Source organism: Alcaligenes ammonioxydans, assembly GCF_019343455.1.
In the GTDB taxonomy this organism is placed as follows: Bacteria; Pseudomonadota; Gammaproteobacteria; order Burkholderiales; family Burkholderiaceae_B; genus Alcaligenes; species Alcaligenes ammonioxydans.
Map to the genome: position 1 here is coordinate 1560824 of NZ_CP049362.1, position 21644 is coordinate 1582467.

19 protein-coding genes are annotated in these 21644 nt (G+C 56.5%); 11 read left to right on the forward strand and 8 right to left on the reverse strand.

The genetic code is table 11. The features are described from left to right. The first annotated feature begins 108 nt into the window (after positions 1-108). From tig to lon, 4 genes are all read left to right on the forward strand, one after another. Entirely contained in the window at positions 109-1419 is a 1311-nt protein-coding gene (gene tig, locus FE795_RS07070) for a trigger factor (protein ID WP_059317756.1), read from the forward strand. Beyond that, positions 1420-2073, forward strand: a complete 654-nt coding sequence (clpP, locus tag FE795_RS07075) for an ATP-dependent Clp endopeptidase proteolytic subunit ClpP (RefSeq protein ID WP_039943264.1) — start codon at positions 1420-1422, stop codon at positions 2071-2073. Between the two features lie 100 nt (positions 2074-2173). Then, the gene (gene clpX, locus FE795_RS07080; protein WP_039943329.1) at positions 2174-3475 is read left to right on the forward strand and encodes an ATP-dependent Clp protease ATP-binding subunit ClpX; all 1302 of its coding nucleotides are present in this window, start codon (positions 2174-2176) and stop codon (positions 3473-3475) included. A 264-nt stretch (positions 3476-3739) separates the two neighbouring features. Beyond that, entirely contained in the window at positions 3740-6205 is a 2466-nt protein-coding gene (lon, locus tag FE795_RS07085; protein WP_003801394.1) for an endopeptidase La, read from the forward strand. 213 nt (positions 6206-6418) lie between these two features. Here lon and lexA read toward each other — a convergent pair whose 3' ends face one another. The 3 genes from lexA to FE795_RS07100 form a co-directional block, all read right to left on the reverse strand. Next, positions 6419-7078: a transcriptional repressor LexA gene (lexA, locus tag FE795_RS07090; protein WP_003801392.1), complete on the reverse strand. Its 660-nt coding sequence runs from the start codon at positions 7076-7078 to the stop codon at positions 6419-6421. 81 nt (positions 7079-7159) lie between these two features. Continuing rightward, a complete protein-coding gene (locus tag FE795_RS07095) occupies positions 7160-7744 on the reverse strand; it encodes a GNAT family N-acetyltransferase (protein WP_131071564.1) in 585 nt (194 codons plus the stop codon). 72 nt (positions 7745-7816) lie between these two features. Continuing rightward, positions 7817-9019 carry an amino acid aminotransferase gene (locus FE795_RS07100; RefSeq protein ID WP_003801389.1) on the reverse strand — a complete coding sequence of 401 codons (1203 nt, stop codon included), beginning with the start codon at positions 9017-9019 and terminating at the stop codon, positions 7817-7819. Positions 9020-9103: 84 nt separating this feature from the next. Between FE795_RS07100 and uvrB the strand changes: the two genes are divergently transcribed. The 7 genes from uvrB (at position 9104) to FE795_RS07135 (ending at position 15471) form a co-directional block, all read left to right on the forward strand. Further along, positions 9104-11125, forward strand: a complete 2022-nt coding sequence (gene uvrB / locus FE795_RS07105; protein ID WP_003801388.1) for an excinuclease ABC subunit UvrB — start codon at positions 9104-9106, stop codon at positions 11123-11125. Positions 11126-11492: 367 nt separating this feature from the next. Further along, positions 11493-11984 carry a low molecular weight protein-tyrosine-phosphatase gene (locus tag FE795_RS07110; protein ID WP_039943261.1) on the forward strand — a complete coding sequence of 164 codons (492 nt, stop codon included), beginning with the start codon at positions 11493-11495 and terminating at the stop codon, positions 11982-11984. Positions 11985-12125: 141 nt separating this feature from the next. Continuing rightward, a complete protein-coding gene (iscR, locus tag FE795_RS07115; protein WP_051010420.1) occupies positions 12126-12602 on the forward strand; it encodes a Fe-S cluster assembly transcriptional regulator IscR in 477 nt (158 codons plus the stop codon). A 33-nt stretch (positions 12603-12635) separates the two neighbouring features. Next, entirely contained in the window at positions 12636-13829 is a 1194-nt protein-coding gene (locus FE795_RS07120) for an IscS subfamily cysteine desulfurase (protein WP_059317754.1), read from the forward strand. After that, positions 13826-14209: an iron-sulfur cluster scaffold-like protein gene (locus FE795_RS07125; RefSeq protein ID WP_003801384.1), complete on the forward strand. Its 384-nt coding sequence runs from the start codon at positions 13826-13828 to the stop codon at positions 14207-14209. Before FE795_RS07120 ends, FE795_RS07125 begins: the two co-directional genes overlap by 4 nt. A 53-nt stretch (positions 14210-14262) precedes the next feature. After that, the gene (locus FE795_RS07130) at positions 14263-14586 is read left to right on the forward strand and encodes a HesB/IscA family protein (protein WP_003801383.1); all 324 of its coding nucleotides are present in this window, start codon (positions 14263-14265) and stop codon (positions 14584-14586) included. A 6-nt stretch (positions 14587-14592) separates the two neighbouring features. Then, complete coding sequence (locus tag FE795_RS07135) at positions 14593-15471, forward strand: methylglyoxal synthase (protein ID WP_059317753.1); 879 nt, start codon at positions 14593-14595, stop codon at positions 15469-15471. Positions 15472-15798: 327 nt separating this feature from the next. On the opposite strand, the gene lysS is transcribed toward FE795_RS07135, so the two are convergent. The 5 genes from lysS to infA all read right to left on the reverse strand — a co-directional run bounded on the left by lysS (position 15799) and on the right by infA (position 21384). Then, the gene (gene lysS / locus FE795_RS07140; protein WP_059317752.1) at positions 15799-17322 is read right to left on the reverse strand and encodes a lysine--tRNA ligase; all 1524 of its coding nucleotides are present in this window, start codon (positions 17320-17322) and stop codon (positions 15799-15801) included. A gap of 11 nt (positions 17323-17333) precedes the next feature. After that, entirely contained in the window at positions 17334-18071 is a 738-nt protein-coding gene (locus tag FE795_RS07145; protein ID WP_059317751.1) for an SDR family NAD(P)-dependent oxidoreductase, read from the reverse strand. Next, a protein-coding gene (prfB, locus tag FE795_RS07150; RefSeq protein ID WP_131071568.1) for a peptide chain release factor 2 occupies positions 18072-19176 on the reverse strand; the annotation gives its coding sequence in 2 pieces (ribosomal slippage) (positions 18072-19094 and positions 19096-19176; 1104 coding nt in all). 113 nt (positions 19177-19289) lie between these two features. Then, entirely contained in the window at positions 19290-20999 is a 1710-nt protein-coding gene (locus tag FE795_RS07155; protein ID WP_059317750.1) for a methyl-accepting chemotaxis protein, read from the reverse strand. A 112-nt stretch (positions 21000-21111) separates the two neighbouring features. Next, entirely contained in the window at positions 21112-21384 is a 273-nt protein-coding gene (gene infA / locus FE795_RS07160; RefSeq protein ID WP_003801377.1) for a translation initiation factor IF-1, read from the reverse strand. Positions 21385-21644 lie beyond the last annotated feature (260 nt).

Consider the following 21644-nt stretch of genomic DNA (forward strand, 5'->3'; position numbering starts at 1 on the left):
TTGACAGGAAATTATGATTCAAAATACGTTTGTTTGGATTTACCGTGCCAGTTTCCGGTAAAATGCCGGATTACTCTTATCAATTACTCAATTTAATATAGGTCTTCAATGCAGCCCGAGGTTGAAATTCTGTCCGGCTTGGAGCGCCGAGTCGATGTGGTCGTTTCGGTGGCCGACGTAGAAAAACAAGTCCAGGCCCAGCTCAAGCGTGTGGCTCGTACGGCCAAGGTACAGGGCTTCCGTCCCGGTAAAGCGCCTTTGTCCGTTGTCGAGCGCAGCCACGGCCCTGGTATCCGTTACGACGCCATCAACGAAGAAATCGGCAAAGCTCTGGACAAAGTGATCCAGGACTCCAAACTGCGTGTTGCTGGCACGCCCAATCTGGAAGCCAAAGAAGGCGACGTGCCTGAAGGCACCATGGCCTTTACCGCCACGTTCGAAGTCTATCCTGAAGTGAGCTTGCCTGATTTGTCCAAGCTGGAAATCAAGCGTGCCAACACGCCTGTGACCGACGAAGACATCCAGCGCACCGTAGACGTGCTGCGCAAGCAACGTGCCAACTACGAATCCAGTGCTGATCGCGCGGCTCAGGAAGATGACCGTATCACGCTGGACTTTGTGGGCACCATCGACGGCGTCGCCTTTGAAGGCGGTAGCGCTGAAGGGTTCCAGTACCTGCAAGGTCGTGGCCGCATGCTGCCTGAGTTCGAAACGGCTGTTGCCGGTATGAAAGCAGGCGAAACCAAAACATTCCCCCTGGAATTCCCTGCCGATTACACCGGCAAGGAAGTGGCTGGCAAAACAGCCGAATTCAAGATCACCGTGACAGACGTGGCCCAGCCTGTTCTGCCCGAGCTGGATGCTGAATTTGCCAAATCCCTGGGTCAGGCTGAAGGCGATGTCGAGGCCCTGTTGGCTGATATCCGTGCCAACATTGAGCGCGAGATCAAGGCTCGTGTCCACGCTCGCAACAAGTCTGCTGTGATGGATGCATTGTTGTCTGCCAGCGATTTCGAGGTCCCCAAGGCCTTGGTGGACAACGACGTGCAAGGTCGTATTGCTTCGGCTCGCGCTGAACTGAAAGACCGTGGCGTGCCTGATGCCGACAAGATGCCTATTCCGGCCGAGGCGTTCCAGGAAGAATCCACTCGCCGTGTGCGTTTGGGTCTGCTGGTCTCCGAACTGGTCAAGGCCGCTGAATTGCAAGCCAAGCCAGAGCAGGTTCGCGCCCGCATCGAAGAATTTGCCCAGAACTACGAACAGCCCGCCCAAGTGGTGGCCTACTACTTGTCCGATCGCCAGCGTCGCGCCGAGATTGAGGCAGTGGTACTCGAAGACAATGTCGTCGAGCACGTACTGTCCCAGGCCAAGGTGACCGACGAGGAGGTGGCGTTCGACCAAATCATGGGAACCAACTAAATGTCGTCAACCTTTGTCGACTTCTACGCCTCAATGCATGGGGGGCACTCCGTTGCCCCTACGGGTTTGGGCTATGTGCCTATCGTGATCGAGCAGTCTGGTCGGGGAGAGCGTTCTTACGATATCTACTCCCGCCTGCTGCGCGAGCGCATCATTTTTCTGGTGGGCCCGGTTCATGACAACTCGGCCAATCTGATCGTGGCCCAGCTGCTGTTTCTGGAGTCGGAAAATCCTGAGAAGGATATTTCGCTCTACATCAATTCGCCCGGTGGCTCGGTCTATGCAGGCCTGGCCATCTACGACACGATGCAGTTCGTCAAGCCGGAAGTCTCGACATTGTGTACCGGCATGGCTGCCAGCATGGGTGCGTTCTTGCTGTCTTCGGGCGTCAAGGGCAAGCGCCTTGCCTTGCCCAACTCGCGCATCATGATTCATCAGCCCTCGGGCGGTGCGCGGGGGCAGGCTTCCGATATCCAGATTCAGGCCAAGGAAATTCTGAGCCTGCGCGAGCGTTTGAACAAGATCCTGGCCGAGAACTGCGGTCAGCCTGTCGAGCGTATCGAGCTGGATACCGAGCGTGACAACTTCATGGCAGCTGAAGACGCTGTGGCCTATGGCCTGATCGACAAGGTGATGAGTACTCGTGACGAGTAATCACCTTCCCCTGCGAGGGGCGGTCTGAAGCAGTACTATGGCTGTTCGGGGGCGGGACTTGTTCCCGTCCTTTTACCATCCTGAAGTGAAATTTAAATTTATGTCCGAAAAGAAATCGGCCGACGAGAAAGTTCTGCATTGCTCGTTTTGCAACAAAAGCCAGCATGAGGTCAAAAAACTGATCGCTGGGCCTTCGTCCGTGTTTATCTGCGACGAATGTATTGATCTGTGTACCGATATCATTCGTGACGAAGCGGCGGGCGCCACTCCTGATGGTGAACGCAAGGAATTGCCTACTCCCCGGGAAATCAAGGAATTTCTGGACGGGTATGTGATTGGCCAGGAGATGCCCAAGCGCACCTTGGCCGTAGCGGTGTACAACCACTACAAACGAATTCGTAGCGGCAAGGCAAGCCGTGACGATGTAGAGCTGTCCAAAAGCAATATCTTGCTGATCGGGCCAACGGGTTCGGGCAAAACGCTGCTGGCCCAGACACTGGCCCGCATGCTGGATGTGCCTTTTGTGATGGCCGACGCCACGACGCTGACCGAGGCCGGTTACGTGGGCGAGGACGTTGAGAACATCGTTCAAAAACTGCTGCAAAACTGCGATTACGATGTGGAAAAAGCGCAGCGCGCCATTATCTACATCGACGAAATTGACAAGATTTCCCGCAAGTCGGATAACCCTTCGATCACCCGCGACGTCTCGGGCGAGGGCGTGCAACAGGCACTGCTCAAGCTGATTGAAGGTACGGTAGCGTCTGTGCCCCCGCAAGGTGGCCGCAAACATCCGAATCAGGACTTTGTGCAAGTGGATACCACGAGCATTCTGTTCATTGTGGGTGGTGCCTTTGACGGTCTGGAAAAGGTGATCCGCGACCGTACGGAGAAATCTGGCATTGGCTTTGCTGCTTCGGTGAAAGCCAAGTCTGAGCGCGGCGTTGGCGAATTGTTCTCCGAAGCCGAACCCGAGGATCTGATCAAGTTTGGTTTGATTCCCGAGCTGGTGGGCCGGTTGCCAGTGGTAGCCACGCTGGAAGAGTTGCATGAAGATGCGTTGATCCGCATCCTGACCGAGCCTCGCAATGCGCTGGTCAAGCAATTCCAGAAATTGCTGAACATGGAAGGGGTGGAGCTGGAAGTTCAGCCCGAAGCCCTGCGCGCCGTTGCTCAGCGGGCCATCAAACGTCGCACCGGCGCTCGCGGTCTGCGCAGTATTGTCGAGCAGGCCCTGCTTGATACCATGTACGAGTTGCCCTCGCGCAAGGACGTCAGCAAAGTGGTGCTGACCGAAGATGCGGTTCTTGGAAAGAGTAAACCCGAATTGATTTTGGGTCGTCCTTTGTCCGATAGTGAAGCCAGTGACACTGAGTCGCCCTTGAAAAACGCAGTAGCTTAGAGATATTTCCTTGCTGGTGCTCGCTCTGGCTTCGGTCAGAGGCGCGCAGGCAAGACAGGGCGGCAGGCAAGGATTAAGAAAGGGGTGAGAAACCTACGGGCGTAAACGTTGGCCTTTCGTTAACTTTGTAAAGTTCTGTTCTCATGTTCGTTCGGCCTACTTGAAATATCAAAATTTGCCACAATCTGAGCTACAACAGGTTAAACCGTGAAAGGGAAGCCCAGGCTTCCCTTTTGCGTCTAAGGACATTTATAGGAAATGACTATGTCTGCGAGCCAGATTCTTTCTACGGAACCTATTGAGCTGCCGCTGCTTCCTTTGCGCGATGTAGTGGTGTTCCCTCACATGGTGATTCCGCTTTTTGTGGGCCGGCCTCGCTCGATTAAAGCTCTTGAGCTGGCGATGGAGTCCGGCAACAATATTATGCTGGTGGCGCAAAAGTCCGCGGGCAAGGACGATCCTGCTCCCGAGGATCTCTACGAAATTGCGTGTGCGGCCAGTATTTTGCAAATGCTCAAGCTGCCCGATGGCACGGTTAAGGTGCTGGTCGAGGGTTTGCAGCGCGCTCGCATCACGCAGGTTCAGGATGCGGAAACCCACTTCATGGCCTCCGTGGTCGAGGTGCCCGGTGATGCCGGTGATGCGGCTGAAACCGAAGCGCTGCGCCGTGCTGTGCTGAGCCAGTTCGAGCAATACGTCAAATTGAACAAGAAAATTCCTCAGGAGATTCTCACTTCTCTGACGGGGATTGATGACGCCGGTCGTCTGGCCGATACCATTGCTGCTCACTTGCCTTTGAAGTTAGAGCAAAAGCAAGGCATGCTGGAAACGCCCAAGGCTATGGAGCGTCTGGAAGGCTTGTTGTCTCAGTTGGAAGGCGAAATTGACATCTTGCAGGTCGAGAAGCGTATTCGCGGCCGTGTGAAAAAGCAGATGGAAAAGAGCCAGCGTGATTACTATCTGAATGAGCAGGTCAAGGCCATTCAGAAAGAGTTGGGCGAAGGCGAGGACGGTGCGGATGTTGAAGAGCTGGAAAAACGCATCGAACAGGCCCAACTGAGCAAAGAGGCGCTTAAGAAAGCCGAATCCGAAATGAAGAAGCTCAAGCTGATGTCGCCGATGTCAGCCGAAGCTACGGTGGTGCGCAACTACATTGAAACGCTGGTCGGCTTGCCGTGGCGTAAAAAGAGCCGTATCAATAACTCCTTGAGCAATGCCCAGGATGTGTTGGATGCGGATCACTTTGGCCTGGAGAAGGTCAAGGAACGGATTGTCGAGTACCTGGCAGTGCAACAGCGCGTGGACAAGCTCAAGGCACCTATCCTGTGTCTGGTTGGCCCTCCGGGTGTGGGTAAAACCTCTTTGGGTCAGTCGATAGCCAAGGCCACGAACCGCAAGTTCATTCGCATGGCTTTGGGTGGGGTGCGTGACGAGGCCGAGATTCGTGGTCACCGCCGTACGTACATCGGCTCCATGCCCGGCAAGGTGGTTCAGAACATGAGCAAGGTGGGTGTACGCAACCCGCTGTTCCTGTTGGACGAGATCGACAAGATGGGTGCGGATTTCCGTGGTGATCCATCCTCGGCATTGCTGGAGGTTCTGGACCCTGAACAAAACCACACCTTCCAGGATCACTACCTGGAAGTGGACTACGACCTGTCCGATGTGATGTTTGTGGCAACCAGCAACACCTTGAATATTCCACCGGCCCTGCTGGACCGTATGGAAGTGATTCGTCTGTCGGGTTACACCGAAGACGAAAAGGTGCGGATTGCCTTCGATTACCTTCTGCCCAAGCTGATGAAAAACAACGGCGTACGCGAAGGCGAACTCGAGGTGACGGAAGATGCCGTGCGCGACATCGTACGCTACTACACGCGGGAAGCGGGTGTCCGTTCGCTGGAGCGGGAAATCAGCAAAATCTGCCGCAAGGTGGTTCGCAAATTGCTAGTAGCCAATCCTCAGGCTGGCACACGAGCGTCCCGTCACAAGGTTTTGACGCAGGAAACCCTGGTGGTTAACTCGGAGAACCTGAGCGAATACCTGGGCGTGCGTCGTTTCTCCTTCGGCCTGGCCGAGAAAGAGAACAAGATTGGTCAGGTGACTGGTCTGGCCTGGACCGAGGTGGGTGGCGATTTGCTGACCATCGAAGTCGCCGATATGCCCGGTAAAGGCAATGTGCTGCGTACCGGTTCGATCGGTGACGTGATGAAAGAGTCGGTCGAAGCGGCCCGTACGGTTGTGCGATCCCGTGCTCAGAAGTGGGGTATCCCCAATACGGTGTTTGAGAAGCGTGATCTGCACGTACACTTTCCAGAGGGCGCGACGCCCAAGGATGGTCCATCGGCCGGTATCGCCATCACGACCGCTATCGTATCCAGCCTGACGGGTATTCCGGTTCGTGCCGACGTGGCCATGACGGGTGAAATCACCTTGCGCGGCGAAGTTCTGCCTATCGGTGGCTTGAAAGAGAAGCTGTTGGCAGCGCAACGCGGCGGTATCAAAACCGTGATGATCCCGGAGGAAAACGTCAAGGACTTGGCGGATATTCCCGATAACGTGAAAAACACGCTGGAGATCATTCCGGTGCGTTGGATTGATCGCGTATTGGAAGTAGCGCTGCAAGATCCCGTCACGCCCTTGAGCGACGAGGAAGTGGCTCGTTTGGCTGCTGAAGCCCTGGCGGCCTCTCGTGCTGCTGGTGCTGGCTCCGAGTCATTCAAGCACTAAGCCGTTCTTTCTCGCAGGACCAAAAACAGGCTACCTTGGGTTCAAGGTAGCCTGTTTGCATGTTGGGAGTGCTACCCAGGCGGGGCTGAGTCATTCCTGCGCTTGTCGTGCCTGGTAGGGGCAAGCCGTAAAAAACCCCATAGTCCACAATGGGGTATGGGGTTTTGAGCTTGGTCTGTGTATGTCGCCCGGAACCTGGGCCAGGACAGGGGCTTAATGGAGCGGGTTGGTGCGAATGAGACCGACAGCAATGCCTTCCAGGGACAGGGAGTCGGGATCGGTGACGACAATCGGCTCAAAGTCCGGGTTTTCGGGCAAGAGGATTACCTGATTGCTGGAGCGTGACAGGCGCTTGACCGTGACATCATCCCCAATGCGAACCACCACAATCTGACCATTACGTGCCTCGGTGGTTTTTTTGACTGCCAGCAGGTCCCCATCGAAAATACCGGCGTCTTTCATGCTCAGGCCACGTACACGCAGCAGATAGTCGGGCGTTTGAGAGAAAAGGGTGGGGGCAACGCCAATTTCGCGCTCGATATGCTCGGTGGCCAGAATAGGACTGCCGGCGGCAACGCGACCAATGATCGGCAGCAAAAGTGCATCGGCCAAATTGGCCAGTACGTTGTTGCTGCTAGGCGTACTGTCGCGGGTGTCCGTGCCGAGCAGTCGTATGCCGCGCGAAGCGCCGGCCGTCAGCTCGATAGCGCCTTTACGGGCCAGAGCCTTCAAATGATCTTCGGCTGCATTGGCGGACTTAAAGCCCAGCACCTGAGCGATCTCGGCTCGAGTGGGAGGGAAACCGGTCCGTTCGATCTCGGAACGGATGATGTCCAGCACTTGTTGTTGGCGTGCAGTGAGCTTGGCGGTCATAGTATTGTCTGCTGAATATATATACAGTAAAGATTGTGCGTTACCGTTCGTGTTTTGGCAAGCGGCTCAGGCCGTAAAGACTTAACTTTTGGCCTTTGGTGGCACCGAAGCGGGCGGGTTCCAATCCTTGCGGTCCAGTGTATACAGAACATGCGGCACAAGTTTGTGGCCGGCAGGGACGCCGGGATGATCGAAGGTGCCCGGCTGCTCCGTCATGCCCAGACGTTGCATAACGGTTTGCGAAGGGAGGTTCAGTTGCGCGGTGTAAGCAACGATCTGCTCCAGCTCCAGTTCTTTGAAAGCAAAGGCTAGGCAGGCGCGAGCCGCTTCCGTCGCAAACCCCTTGCCCCAGTACTCGGGTAACAGGCGCCAGACCAGTTCTACGCAAGGTTGAAAATACAGATCGGCCGTGGGGCGGTTCAAGCCCACCATGCCGATGAATGCGCCGGTTTCGTTCAGTTCTACTGCCCAAGGGCCCCAGCCGTGTTCTTCGATCAGACTTTGGCTTCGCTGAGCGATGGCATCACTTTGAGCACGATCCAGCGTTGCGGGATAAAAGCGTAGTGCATGCGGATCACGGTTCAAACGGTGAAAGGGCTCCAGATCGGTGGCTTTCCAAGGGCGGAGAAGCAGGCGGTCGGTATGTAGGGAAATCGCGTCGGTCATGAGTGTTTTCCAAGGGCTGTAACAACAACGCCCTTCCGGAGAAGGGCGTTGGTGGGTAGGGCTAAGGCCGGCTTATTTCAGGACTTGAGCGATGGCCTTGGCCACGACGTCAATGTTCTGGCTGTTCAGTGCGGCAACGCAGATGCGGCCGCTGCTGACCGCGTAAATCCCATGCTCCTGGCGCAGACGCTCTACTTGCTCGGCGGTCAGGCCCGAGTAGGAGAACATGCCGCGCTGTTGCAGAACGAAGTCGAAGTTTTGTGCGACGCCGTGCTCTTTCAGCTTGGCAACCAGCTGGGCGCGCATGTCGCGGATGCGCTCACGCATGCCGGCCAGTTCAGTGGCCCAGGTCTGGAACAATTCGGGAGAGTTCAGTACCGTGGCCACTACTTTGCCACCGTGGGTAGGGGGGTTGGAGTAGTTGGTGCGAATCACGCGCTTGACCTGACTGAGCACGCGCGACGTCTCATCCTTGCTGGATGTGACCAGGGTCAGGGCACCCACACGCTCACCGTACAGCGAAAAGGATTTGGAGAACGAGGAGCTGATGAACATGGACAGCCCCAGCTTGGCAAACAGGCGCACGACGCTGGCGTCTTCGTCCAGGCCGTCACCGAAGCCCTGGTAGGCAATGTCCAGGAATGGAACCAGTTGACGCTCTTTAATCAGTTCGGCGATCTGTGCCCATTGTTCCATGCTGGGGTCCACGCCCGTGGGATTGTGGCAGCAGGCGTGCAGCACCACGATGGACTGGGCGGGCATGGTGCGCAAGGACGCGATCATGCCTTCAAAGTTCAGGCCATGGGTGGCGGCATCGTAATAGGTGTAGGTGTCGACCGTGAAGCCCGCACGCTCGAACAGGGCGCGGTGATTTTCCCAGCTTGGATCGCTGATGTAGACCTTGGACTGGGGCAGCAGCTGCTGCAGGAAATCGGCACCGATTTTCAGTGCGCCGGTCCCGCCCAGAGATTGGACAGTCAGGGCGCGTCCTTCGGCAATGACGGGGGAGTCAGCGCCCAGCAACAGGGTTTGAGCGCCCAGATTGTAGGTGTTGATCCCTTCGATGGGCAGGTAGCTGCGGGCAGCAGCAGTGCTCATCATGGCTTGTTCAGCCTTCTGAACCGCCTGCAAAATCGGGATTCGCCCTTGATCGTCGTAGTAAACACCGACTCCAAGATTTACTTTGCCGCTGCGTTCGTCGGCATTGTATTGTTCGTTCAAACCCAAAATGGGGTCGCGTGGAGCCAGTTCGACGGTTTCGAAGAGCGATGTCATGATGATATGGGGGCGTTAGTGCGGAAAGGTAGAAAAACAAAGCATTAATGTGATAATACGGGCTTACCCTAAAGTGTGTCTAGCATGAAATTTGAGCCTGCCTTTCAAGAATTTCCGGGGAGTTCCTTCAAACTTTTCCAACCTTATTTGCCTGCTGGCGACCAGCCGGCGGCCATCGAGCAGTTGGTCGAAGGGATTAATGATGGCTTGATGTACCAGACCCTGCTGGGGGTGACGGGCTCGGGCAAAACCTACACCATGGCCAACATCATCGCGCGTACGGGACGTCCGGCCATTGTGCTGGCACCCAATAAAACCCTGGCAGCGCAGTTGTATGCCGAGATGCGCGAGTTCTTTCCGCGCAATGCCGTCGAGTATTTTGTTTCTTACTACGACTACTATCAGCCCGAGGCCTATGTGCCCTCGCGAGATCTGTTCATTGAAAAGGACTCGTCCATCAATGAGCACATCGAGCAGATGCGTTTGTCAGCCACGAAAAGCCTGCTGGAGCGACCCGACACCATTATTGTGGGCACCGTGTCCTGCATTTACGGCATAGGTAATCCGGGTGACTACCACGCTATGGTGCTGACCTTGCGCAAAGGCGACCGTATTGCCCGGCAGGAACTGCTGGCGCGTCTCGTGGCCATGCAATATGAGCGTAACGACCTGGATTTTCAGCGTGGGGTGTTTCGGGCCCGCGGTGAGGTGGTTGATATTTTTCCGGCGGAAAACGCGGAGCTGGCTTTGCGGGTCAGTCTGTTTGATGACGAACTGGAAGAGCTGGAGCTGTTTGACCCGCTGACCGGCAAAGTGGTGCAAAAGCTCAACCGCTTTACGGTGTTCCCCAGTTCTCACTACGTGACGCCGCGTGAAACGGTGTTGCGGGCGATTGAAACCATCAAGATGGAGCTGCGTGAACGGTTGGAGTTTCTGACCCGTGAAGGGCATCTGGTCGAGGCGCAACGCCTGGAGCAGCGTACCCGTTTTGATCTGGAAATGCTGCAGGAACTGGGGTTCTGCAAGGGAATCGAAAACTATTCGCGGCATTTGTCGGGTGCGGCGCCGGGCGATCCGCCACCGACACTGATTGATTACCTGCCGCGCAATTCCCTGATGTTCATCGATGAAAGCCATGTCACGATCGGGCAATTAGGGGCCATGTATCGAGGTGACCGTTCTCGTAAGGAAACCCTGGTGCAGTTCGGCTTTCGTCTGCCCTCTGCGATGGATAACCGGCCGTTGAAGCTGGAAGAGTTCGAGCGTCGCATGCCGCAGACCGTGTTTGTGTCAGCCACGCCGGCCGCGTACGAGCAGGAACACGCGGACAATGTGGTCGAACAGGTGGTGCGGCCTACTGGCCTGGTGGACCCGGAGATTGAGGTGCGTCCGGCTACCACCCAGGTCGATGATCTGCTCGGTGAAATCAAGCTGCGTACTGCCCAGCAGGACCGGGTGTTGGTGACCACACTGACCAAGCGTATGTCGGAGGACTTGACCGAGTATTTGTCCGAAAACGGAATACGCGTGCGCTATCTGCACTCCGATATTGATACGGTTGAGCGCGCCGAGATCATTCGAGATTTGCGGTTGGGCGTGTTCGATGTTTTGGTGGGGATTAACTTGCTGCGCGAGGGTCTGGATTTGCCCGAGGTGTCTTTGGTGGCGATTCTGGATGCGGACAAGGAAGGCTTCCTGCGTTCGGAGCGCAGCCTGATTCAAACCATCGGTCGGGCGGCGCGCAACCTTAACGGCAAAGCCATTTTGTATGCCGACAGGATGACCGATTCCATGCATCGGGCCATTGAGGAAACCGAGCGGCGTCGCGCCAAACAAATTGCTTTTAATGAGGAGAACGGCATTACGCCACGTGGTGTCAACAAGGCTGTGCGCGAGCTGATTGATGGCGTGGTGGCGTCTGATCCGACTGCCGGTTTGCGCGAGGACATTCCCGAGGAGCTGATCCGCGATGAAAAGGCGGCTGCCCGCGAGATCAAGCGTTTAGAAAAAGAGATGATGGATCACGCGCGCAACCTGGAGTTTGAGCAGGCTGCGGCTGCCCGCGACAAGTTGCAACGACTCAAGGCCAAGCTGCTCATGGGGTGATGTGCCGCAAGGCCTGATCGGACAGGGGAAATCAAGGCGCTTCTTTGCAAGAAGGAGCGCTTCTTTTATTGTTTTGTTGTGTATTTGCAACTTTTTCTGGACGGATAGTCAGAAAAAACAGGGTTCGGCTATCCGCTTTCATCGCACAGGTGTATTGCTTGATTTACCTCAGCCCATCAAGGGCCTTGATCCGCTAAGCAAACAGTGCCGCGCCTTTGGTTTATTCCATACGTCCATCCTTGGCGTATGGCGCTGATTTGCAGCCTCCAAACGATACGGTTTTGCGGTTTTCAAAGCGGTTGACGGGGGCTGTTTCAGGCTCTGTTCTGTCTTGCCTTATTTGGGGTTTTCCCGCAGACTTTGACGCATTATGAGTAAGGTTCTGTTTGTCTGTACAGGGAATATTTGCCGCTCTCCCAGCGCCGAAGGCGTCTTGCGCCAACTGGTCGACCAAGCCAGCTTGTCGGAAGATATTTTGGTGGATTCAGCCGCTACACATGGCTTTCATGTGGGCGAGCATCCTGACACACGCGCACAAATAGCCGCTCGTAAACGCGGTTATGACATCTCTGCCTATCAGGCCCGACAGGTCCAACGCGAGGACTTTCGCAACTTCGACCTTATCTTGAGCATGGACTGGGAAAACCACGCTGCTTTGCAGCAAATGTGTCCGCCCATTTATCGTCACAAGCTCATGCTGTTGATGCGTTTTGCCACCGACTACGAGGCGGCGACCGTGCCCGATCCTTATTATGGTGGCCAGGAAGGCTTCAATAAGGTCATGGACTATATCGAGGATGCCTGTCAGGGCGTATTCGAACTGGTTCGCAAGCGCGTCCCCCATTACCGTGCCGCCTGAGCGCCGCGATAACACTGCAGTATAAGTGTAAAAACACGCGCTCAAGCACGGTAGTTTCCCCTGTATTTGCTATACTGGACCAAATTGGTCGGATTTGCCTTTGGCATTCCGGCCGCTTTCGCCTTTGGCAAGGAAACTATCATGCGTTTGACGACAAAAGGGCGTTTCGCCGTAACCGCGATGATCGATCTTGCGCTGCGCCAGCAAAGTGGACCGGTGACGCTCGCAGGCATCAGCCAGCGACAGGGAATTTCGCTCTCCTATCTTGAACAGCTCTTTGGCAAACTGCGACGCCATGAGCTGGTCGATAGCGTTCGAGGTCCAGGTGGTGGCTATACGCTTGCGCGTCTGGCCCGTCACATTACCGTTGCTGACATTGTGTTTGCGGTCGATGAGCCCGTTGATGCCACCCAGTGCGGTGGCAAGGGTAATTGCAAGCAAGGCACAAACGGACAGAAAGGCGAGTGCATGACTCACGAGCTTTGGGCGACGCTTAGTCGTAAAATGGTCGATTACCTGGATTCTGTCTCTTTGCAGGACTTGGTTGATCAGCAGCGTTTGCGTCAACTCAAGATGGCCGCCCAGGAAGCCGGCCAGCCAGAAGAATGTACCTTGTAGTGGACGCTCGCCGCTACTGATCCGGAGTTTTGTATGAGTCGCGCTCAGCGTATCTATATGGATTATGCCGCCACCACACCGGTAGACCCGCGTGTGGCCGACAGCATGATCCCCTGGTTGACGGAACGATTTGGCAACCCTGCCTCCAGCAGCCATCCTTACGGGTGGGATGCCGAAGAGGCGGTGGACCAAGCGCGCCGCCAGGTGGCCTCGCTGATCGGAGCGGAGCCGCGCGAGATCGTGTGGACCTCGGGGGCGACCGAGGCCATCAATTTGGCGTTAAAAGGGGCCGCCCAGTTTTATCAGGCCAAAGGCCGCCATATCATTACCGTCCGTACGGAGCACAAGGCCGTGCTCGATACCTGCCTGGCCTTGCAGGATGAAGGGTTTGAAATCACCTTTCTGGATGTACTGCCCAATGGACTCATTGACCCGCAGGTGTTTGCACAAGCCATTCGCCCAGACACGATTCTGGCCTCGGTCATGCTGGTCAATAACGAGATTGGCGTGATTCAGGATGTCCAGGCTTTGGGAGCTGTCTGCCGTGAGCACAAGGTGCTGTTCCATGTGGACGCAGCCCAGGCGACCGGTAAGGTGGCGATCAATGTGCAGGAGTGGCCGGTGGATCTGATGTCCATGTCGGCACACAAGACCTACGGCCCCAAAGGGATTGGCGCCCTGTACGTTCGTCGTAAGCCGGCGGTGCGTCTGAAAGCGCAGATCCATGGCGGGGGCCATGAGCGCGGTTTTCGTTCCGGTACTCTGGCAACGCATCAGATTGTCGGCATGGGGCGAGCTTTTGAGCTGGCTGCCCAGGAGATGGATCAGGACAATCAGCGCATTACGGCGCTGCGTGATCGTTTATGGGCGGGGCTGCAAAGTATCCCGGATCTTTACCTGAATGGAAGCTTGGAGCAGCGCGTTCCGCATAACCTGAATATCAGCGTGGACCATATTGAGGGTGAGGCCTTGATGATGGCCTTGACGGAGCTGGCTGTGTCCAGCGGTTCGGCCTGTACGTCGGCTAGCCTGGAGCCCTCCTATGTGTTGACCGCCCTGGGTCGTAGCGATCAGTTGGCGCACAGCTCCTTGCGTTTAAGTCTTGGCCGGTTCACCACCGAACAGGAGGTGGATGACACGATCGCCGCCATCGCCCGTGTGGTCGAACAGTTGCGGGCCATCTCGCCCTTGTGGGATGAGTCTGCGTCGGAGCCGTGCGCACAATGAGATATAGTGACGCCGTCATGGAGCATTTTCTGCACCCGCGTCATGTGGGTGTCATGAACAGCAGTGATGCTGATGTCGGGACAGGGGAGGCGGGTAGCCATAAGACCGGGGCTGTCATCCGTATTCAGCTCAAGGTATCCGACCAGGGCCAGATTCAGGAGAGCTGTTTCAAGGCATATGGTTGTGGTTGCACCATTGCCGCTGCGTCGTTTGCCGCCCAGTGGTTGCAGAATCGCAGTCTGGAGCAGGCAGCCTGCTTTTCGTCCGCGGACGTGCAGCAGGCGTTGGAATTGCCCCCGGTCAAAGTGCATTGTGCTTTGTTGGCCCAGGAGGCGGTTCAGGCCGCCGTTGCCTCGGTGCAGAACAAAGGCGTGTTTTAGTTGTCCAAGCCTGAAGGCTGATTGTGCTTCAGGTGTATAGAAAGGAACAGATTATGTCTATTTCTCTTACTCAGCCCGCCGCAGAACATATCCAGCGTCATTTAAAAAAGCGTGGTGGCGGCTTGGGGCTACGTTTGGGTGTGCGCCTGACCGGTTGTTCGGGTCTGGCGTACAAACTGGATTTTGTTGATGAGCCGGTAGAAGGCGACCAACTGTTTGAAGAGCACGGCGTTAAACTGTTTGTTGATCCCAAAAGCCTGCCTTTCATCGATGGCACGCGTCTGGACTATGGCCGCGATGGCCTCAATGAAGGTTTCAAGTTCATCAATCCAAACGAGAAAGCCTCCTGCGGGTGTGGCGAATCGTTTACCGTGTAGGAACTCATGTCATTACGTTTTGGTTTGGCGGCCAATCAATTGCACCATGATTCGGCAGATGCGGCTTTGTTTCAGTGGTTGCGGCGTTCGGCCAGCGGTATTCGCGAATTGGAGATTGAGCTCTATACGGTAGGGCGTACCTGCAACGCGATTGAGCGTTCGGGCCTGCTGGAAGGTTACGGCGGCCTGGTTCGCTATCCCTACGGTCGTGATGGAGGGTTGATGAAACTGGTTGCCCGGGTGACGCAAAACCCGGACGGCACGCCGCCGTTTGATGGCGCCATTTACTTGATCGACCCGGTGGACCCTTCTTCCATTTTTCCGGAAGCCCTGGCGCTCAAGCGTCAGTGCATTACGCATGGCCGACCCTTTATCTCCACCTTGATGGGGGCCATTGAATGGATCGAAGTAGAGCGTGTCAGCCGCGGTTTGTGGCCAGACTCGAGCTGCAAACGTATTTTCGACTTCCCTAATCAAACCTTGGCCCTGATTGCGCATGATGCCCTCAAGGAGAAAATGGTTGATTTTGCCAGCAAGCATTTTGACCTGCTGTCGCGATTTGGGCAGCGTGTGGGGACGGGCACGACCAGTCGCTTGTTAAACGAGTTGGCCTGGTCCAAAGGCTGGCCCAAGGAAACACCTTGGATTCAGTCTTACTTGAGCGGCCCTTTGGGTGGCGATGCACAAATTGCGGAGCTGGTCTTGGAAAACCGTTGCCAGCGAGTGATCTTCTTTGAAGATCCGCACGTGGCGCGCCAGCACGAAGCCGACATTCAGTTGCTGGAACGCGCGGTGCGTGTGGTGGCGGATAAAGCCTCGTGTTTTTCTTCGCCTGAAGTGGCCCATAAATGGGCGCAGGCGGTGATGCGCTTGCCGGTGGATTGAATGCGCTGTCCGTACAGGCACCGCACGATGTATTGATCGTTGAGCAGACAACAAAAAGGACGCGTTAAGGCGTCCTTTTTGTTGTCCGGGAGGCATGGAGTGCACCAGGCAAGGGGGCATCCAACCTGGCTGTTGCGGCTTGACGAGGTGCTTCGGTCGATTCGGTATGCCGAATTACACCAGAGTCAGTGGCTCAACGAGCGAACATGGCTGTCAGGGTTGCGATGTTCAATCGCCCAGCGCTGTTCACCAAGACGCTCGCCCGGGCCGCCGCGCCGCGTTTAAGCGGCGCAACGGCCCGGGCGAGAGCCGAGTCTGGCGCAGCGATCAGTCTTCGCGACGCAGGTGAGGGAACAGGATCACGTCGCGGATCGCGGGGCTATCGGTCAACAACATGACCAGACGGTCGATGCCGATACCGCAGCCGCCTGTAGGAGGCATGCCGTACTCCAGTGCGCGGATGTAGTCGGCGTCGTAGAACATGGCTTCTTCGTCGCCAGCATCCTTGGCTTGAACCTGGGCCTGGAAGCGAGCTGCCTGATCTTCAGGGTCGTTCAGCTCCGAGAAGCCATTGGCGATCTCGCGGCCAGTGATGAACAGCTCAAAGCGCTCGGTAATGCCCTCCTGGGTATCCGAGGCTCGTGCCAATGGCGATACTTCCACGGGGTAGTCCACGATGAACGTAGGGTGCCAGAGCTTGGATTCCGCAGTTTCTTCAAACAGAGCCAGTTGCAGGGCGCCCAGACCCGCATCGCGCAATGGCGGCGCATTCACGTCCACTTTCAAGCGCGCCAGCTCGGTGCGCAGGAACTGAAGGTCCTGCAACTGCTCCTGGGTGTAGGACGGAGCGTACTTCATGATCGCACCGGTGATGGTCAGGCGATCAAAGGGCTGGCTCAGGTCCAGCTCGCGCTCCTGATATTGCAGGGTTGCCGTGCCACAGGCGCTGATCGCTGCTTCGCGAATCAGATTTTCAGTGAAGTCCATCAGCCATTGGTAATCGGTGTAGGCCGCGTAAAACTCCATCATCGTGAATTCGGGATTGTGACGGGGGCTGACACCTTCGTTACGGAAGTTGCGGTTGATCTCGAACACGCGTTCAAAACCGCCCACGATCAGACGCTTCAGATACAGCTCGGGAGCGATACGCAGGTACATTTCCATGTCCAGCGCGTTGTGATGCGTGATAAAAGGCTTGGCCGAGGCACCACCCGGGATCGGGTGCAGCATGGGGGTTTCCACTTCCAGAAAGTCGGCCTGGGCCATGTGCTGGCGCAGACTGCTCATGACCTTACTGCGGGCAAGGAATGTCTGGCGAGTGTGCTCACCCATGATCAGGTCCACATAACGCTGACGGTATTTCAGTTCCTGATCTGCTAGACCGTGGAATTTGTCGGGCAGGGGGCGCAGGGACTTGGCCAGCAGGCGAACGCTGGTGGCGTGTACCGACAGTTCGCCTTTATTGGTTTTGAAGACGGTGCCTTCCACAGCCAGGATGTCACCGATATCCCAGCCTTTGAATTCCGCGTAGCGTTCTTCGCCCAGTACGCCTTTGTCCAGATAGATCTGGATGCGGCCCGAGGCATCTTGCAATGTGGCAAAACTGGCTTTACCCATGACACGTTTGAGCATCATGCGGCCAGCCACTTTCACCATTTTATTGATTGCTGCCAGGGCATCTTTGTCCTGTTCACCGTACTGACTGTGCAGTTCGGCAGCGTGCGCATCGGGGCGGAAATCGTTGGGGTAAGCGATGCCATTCTCGCGCAGGCGATCCAGTTTGGAGCGGCGCTCGGCGATCAGGCGGTTCTCGTCTACAACGGGTGCGGAAGTGTCTAGCGGTTCAGTCATTGTGTCAGTACTTATTCGTAGTGGCGGATGTCATCCAGAACGTGCTGGCCAAAGGCAGGGCTGTCCAGATAGCGCAGAATTTGCTTGGCTGTGTCGTCCGGGCTGCTTAGCTGCCCTTTCTGATGCAGGTCGATAAAGCGGCTCAGATTCGGGAACTGGTCGCGGGACTGGTTACGGATATGGCCTTGCATATCGGTATCCACCACGCCAGGGGCCAGGGAGCAAACGGCCAGCTCCGGGTTTTCCAGCTTCAGGGTCTGTGTGTAAAAATCCAGCGCGGCCTTGCTGGTTCCATACACGGCCCAGCCCGATACGGGCTTGCGGCCGGCACCCGAAGAGATGTTGAGCACCTGTCGCTGGGCATCCTTGGGGGCGCCTTGTAAAAAGGCGGCGGTCAGGCTCATGACACTGGCGACGTTCAGTTGCAGCGCCTGTGTAATGGCCTGGGCATCGAGCAGGTGGCTGGCCTGCGCAACAGGATCAACCGTGCCTGCATTGTTAATGAGCACGTAGCGTTGAGCCTGGGCCTGGCTGATCAAGGCCTGCACAGCCTTGGCAGCCTGTTGTGTGCCTTCCGCGCTGGCCAGGTCCACTTGTAGATGCTGGTGCGCCCCGGGGGGCGCGTCCAGCTGCAGCTCGCTGCGGGCCAGCGTAATCAACTGGTGGCCAGCGGCCAGCGCCTGACGCGCCAGGGACAAGCCCAGGCCACGTGAGGCACCACTCAAAATGGTCAGCGTGGAAGCGTGCATTTAAATACCCTGTTTCAGGCTGGCCTGAATAAAGGGGTCCAGATCGCCGTCCAGTACCTTTTGCGTATTGGAGATTTCGTAATTGGTGCGCAAGTCCTTGATACGGCTTTGATCCAGCACATAAGAGCGGATCTGGTGTCCCCAGCCTACATCGCTCTTGGAGTCTTCCAGTTTCTGCTGCTCGGCCATACGGTTGCGCATTTCCAGTTCATACAGGCGGGACTTGAGCATTTGCATGGCTTCCGCACGGTTGCGGTGCTGCGAACGGTCGTTCTGACACTGCACCACGATGCCGCTGGGTTCGTGCGTAATACGAACTGCCGAATCGGTTTTGTTAATGTGCTGACCACCGGCGCCACTGGCGCGGTAGGTGTCAATACGCAAGTCGGCCGGATTGATTTCCACTTCAAAGGAGTCATCAATTTCCGGGTAGACAAACACACTGGTAAACGAGGTGTGGCGACCATTGGACGAATCAAAGGGGCTCTTGCGAACCAGGCGGTGTACCCCGGTTTCGGTGCGCAGAAAACCATAGGCGTAATCGCCTTCAATCTTGATGGAGGCCGATTTGATGCCAGCCACGTCCCCGTCAGACTGTTCCAGAATTTCCGCCTTGAAGCCTTTGTGTTCGGCATAGCGCACGTACATGCGCAGCAACATGGAGGCCCAGTCCTGGGCTTCGGTACCACCGGCGCCGGCCTGGATATCCATAAAGCAGTTAAGCGGGTCGGCAGGGTTGGAGAACATGCGGCGAAACTCCAGCTCTTCGATCCGGCTGGCCATGGCGGCGCAATCTTCCTCGATGGCGGCAATGGTGGCATCATCATCGTCCATCGCAGCCAGTTCAAACAGATCCTGCGAGTCTTTCAGACCCTTGTGCAAGGCATCGAGCACATGCACCACGTTTTCCAGACTTTTTTTCTCGCGGCCCAGATCCTGGGCTCGTTGCGGGTCGTTCCAGACGTTGGGGTCTTCCAGTTCGGCATTGACTACGTGCAAGCGATGCGCTTTTTCATCGTAGTCAAAGATACCTCCGTAAGGCATTTTCCCGCTCCGAATAATCGGCAAGGCGGGCTTCCAGTTGATTAAGTCGTTCCGATTCCATGATTCAGCGGCTTTCCTATGTTTGAGGTGCCATGCGCACCAGCGCTGCAAAGGCGGCGCGCGGCAAACTTCCGATTTTACCCTTATCGGCGGTCTATGGCACGTATTGGCCGCTCAGGAACCGGACATTGTGCAAGCGACGGCACGATAGACGGGTGCAGAAGGGTAGGAATCTCGGTTTGATACGGTGCTTTGGGAGTGAGGCGCCGGTTCGGAGAGAGCTTGATCCAGGCTGAAATGCGCCACGACCTGTGCCAGCAACGTGGTTTGCTCCAGTTGTTCCTGGGCTGTGTGGGCGCTGTGTTCAAGCAGTTGGCGATTGCTCTGGCCTTGCTGGTCCAGATGGGTCATGGCCTGGTTCACTGAGTCGATGTGGGTGGCCTGATCCTGGGAGGCCTGTGCAATGTCGGCCACAATACGGCGCATTTCATTGACCTTGTGCTGCGTGCTGGCCATCACCTGCGCCATGCCGCGCGCCGCCGCCGAGCTTTGTTCGGTTTGTTCTACCGAGCTGGAGATCAGGGTGGAAATCTGTTGCAAGGCATCCGTGGAACGAAGGGCGAGGTTGCGTACCTCGGCAGCGACGACCGCAAAGCCATGGCCGTGCACACCGGCGCGGGCCGCTTCCACCGCGGCGTTCAAGGCAAGAATATTGGTTTGAAAGGCGATACTGCGAATGAGCTTGGTGATCTCGCTCATTTTGTGCGAGCTATCGGCAATCGCATTGATGGTCTCGAGCAGGGTGTGCGCAGCCAGATTGCCCTGTGCGACCTGGCTGGAGGTATCTTGGGCCAGATGGTCTGCCGTTTGGGCCTGCCGGGCATTTTGTCTTACGGTGTCGGCCAACTGATTCATGGTTTTGACAGTCTGGTTGAGCTCGGTCGACTGCTCCAGAATCTGTGTGCCCAGGTTCTGGCTTCCCAGTACGATCGCGTGCGCCCCTTCCCGGATCAGACCGGTTTGTTCACGAATTTGATGTACAACGGTTTGTACGCCCTGTCCGATGCCGTTCAGGGCGGTGAGCAAGGTGCCAAACTCGTCGTGACGACGCACGCTCAATTGGGCATTGAGTTTGCCTTGCGCCAGTTCCTTGGCCAGATTGGCACCCTGGTCCAAGGGCTGCTTGATGGAGCGGTACAGCAGGCGCAGTGCGACTGTACTGGCGATGAAGAACAGCGCCAGGGCGGCCAGGGCCAAACTGAAGGCGCGATCACTGCTGCGACCGGCCAACCCCAGGGACTGATCCAGGCGCTCGCTGAACTGATGCTCGAACTGGTCGAGCGTGTGGGTGATTTGGGTGGATGCCTGAATGTATTGCTGGCTGAATACCAGCACTTTGGCCATCAGGGCATTGGGCAAGGCGATCCGGATGGCGCCGTTGCTGTCTTCAAACTGGCCGCTGGCGGTTTGAATGGCCTCGAACTGAACTTGGCTCAATGCCAGGGTCTGATCATAGGCCGAGCGCAGCAGATTCTGTTCGGCCGGTTCCAGGTCCAGATCGTTGAAGCGTTCCAGCATGCTCAGGGTCACCCCCTCCTGATCCGCCTGGGCACCGGTAAACACCGCCAGCAGATGGCGGAAGTTTTCCTGGAATTCGATCTGCTCGCTGGAGACAAACGCGATAGCCTGCCGGCTCAGTAATTCGCTGATGCGTTTGAAGTCTTTGCTGAGCGCTGTGGTTTGATGGCGCTGCGCTTCCAGGTGCTTGCGTTGTTCGATGCTGTTGCTCAGGTGCTGCAGGGCAATCAGCATCAGGACTAAAAACAGGCTCAGGATTGCAAAATAGGCGATAAAGCCTGTTTTGAGCGTCAGTAGTTTTTTCAAGGCGACTCCCACAGTAAAGTGGGGTGCGCCTAGGCGCTGATGGCGTTTGTCGCACCCCTGTCAGGCACGGTTATCTTTGCATCTAATTGTGACAGGGGTGTGGCGATAGGTTTTAGCGACGCTGGGGGCTGCGACGCGGCGCGGAGCTGGGAGCGCCAACGCGTTTGGGCAGGTGGCGGAAAATAATGCGACCTTTGCTCAGGTCGTAGGGCGACATTTCCAAAGTGACGCTGTCGCCAGCCAGGATACGGATGTGGTGTTTGCGCATCTTGCCGCCTGTGTAGGCGATAACTGCGTGACCGTTGTCCAGGGTGACACGAAAGCGCGAGTCAGGCAGGATTTCGGTGACGGAACCTTGCATTTCAAGTAGCTCTTCTTTGGCCATAAATCGGGACTCCTTTAAAAATAATAATTCCCGTCTGGCCCTGCAGGGCGGGACGGGGACAGGCTCAGCCACAAGGCAGACCGACAAACCGGGTAAGGGTATCAAAGGTCCAGCCTGGGACTAGGCCCATAAAAATCGGGGCGAAACAGTGTCTGTCAGGAGCAGGGGGTTCCGGACAGGGTCGGGTTGATCAAATTGAAAACATGCCCAGCGTTCATGAGGGAACCCGCCTGTGCAGACGGAATCTGCATACCTGAAAA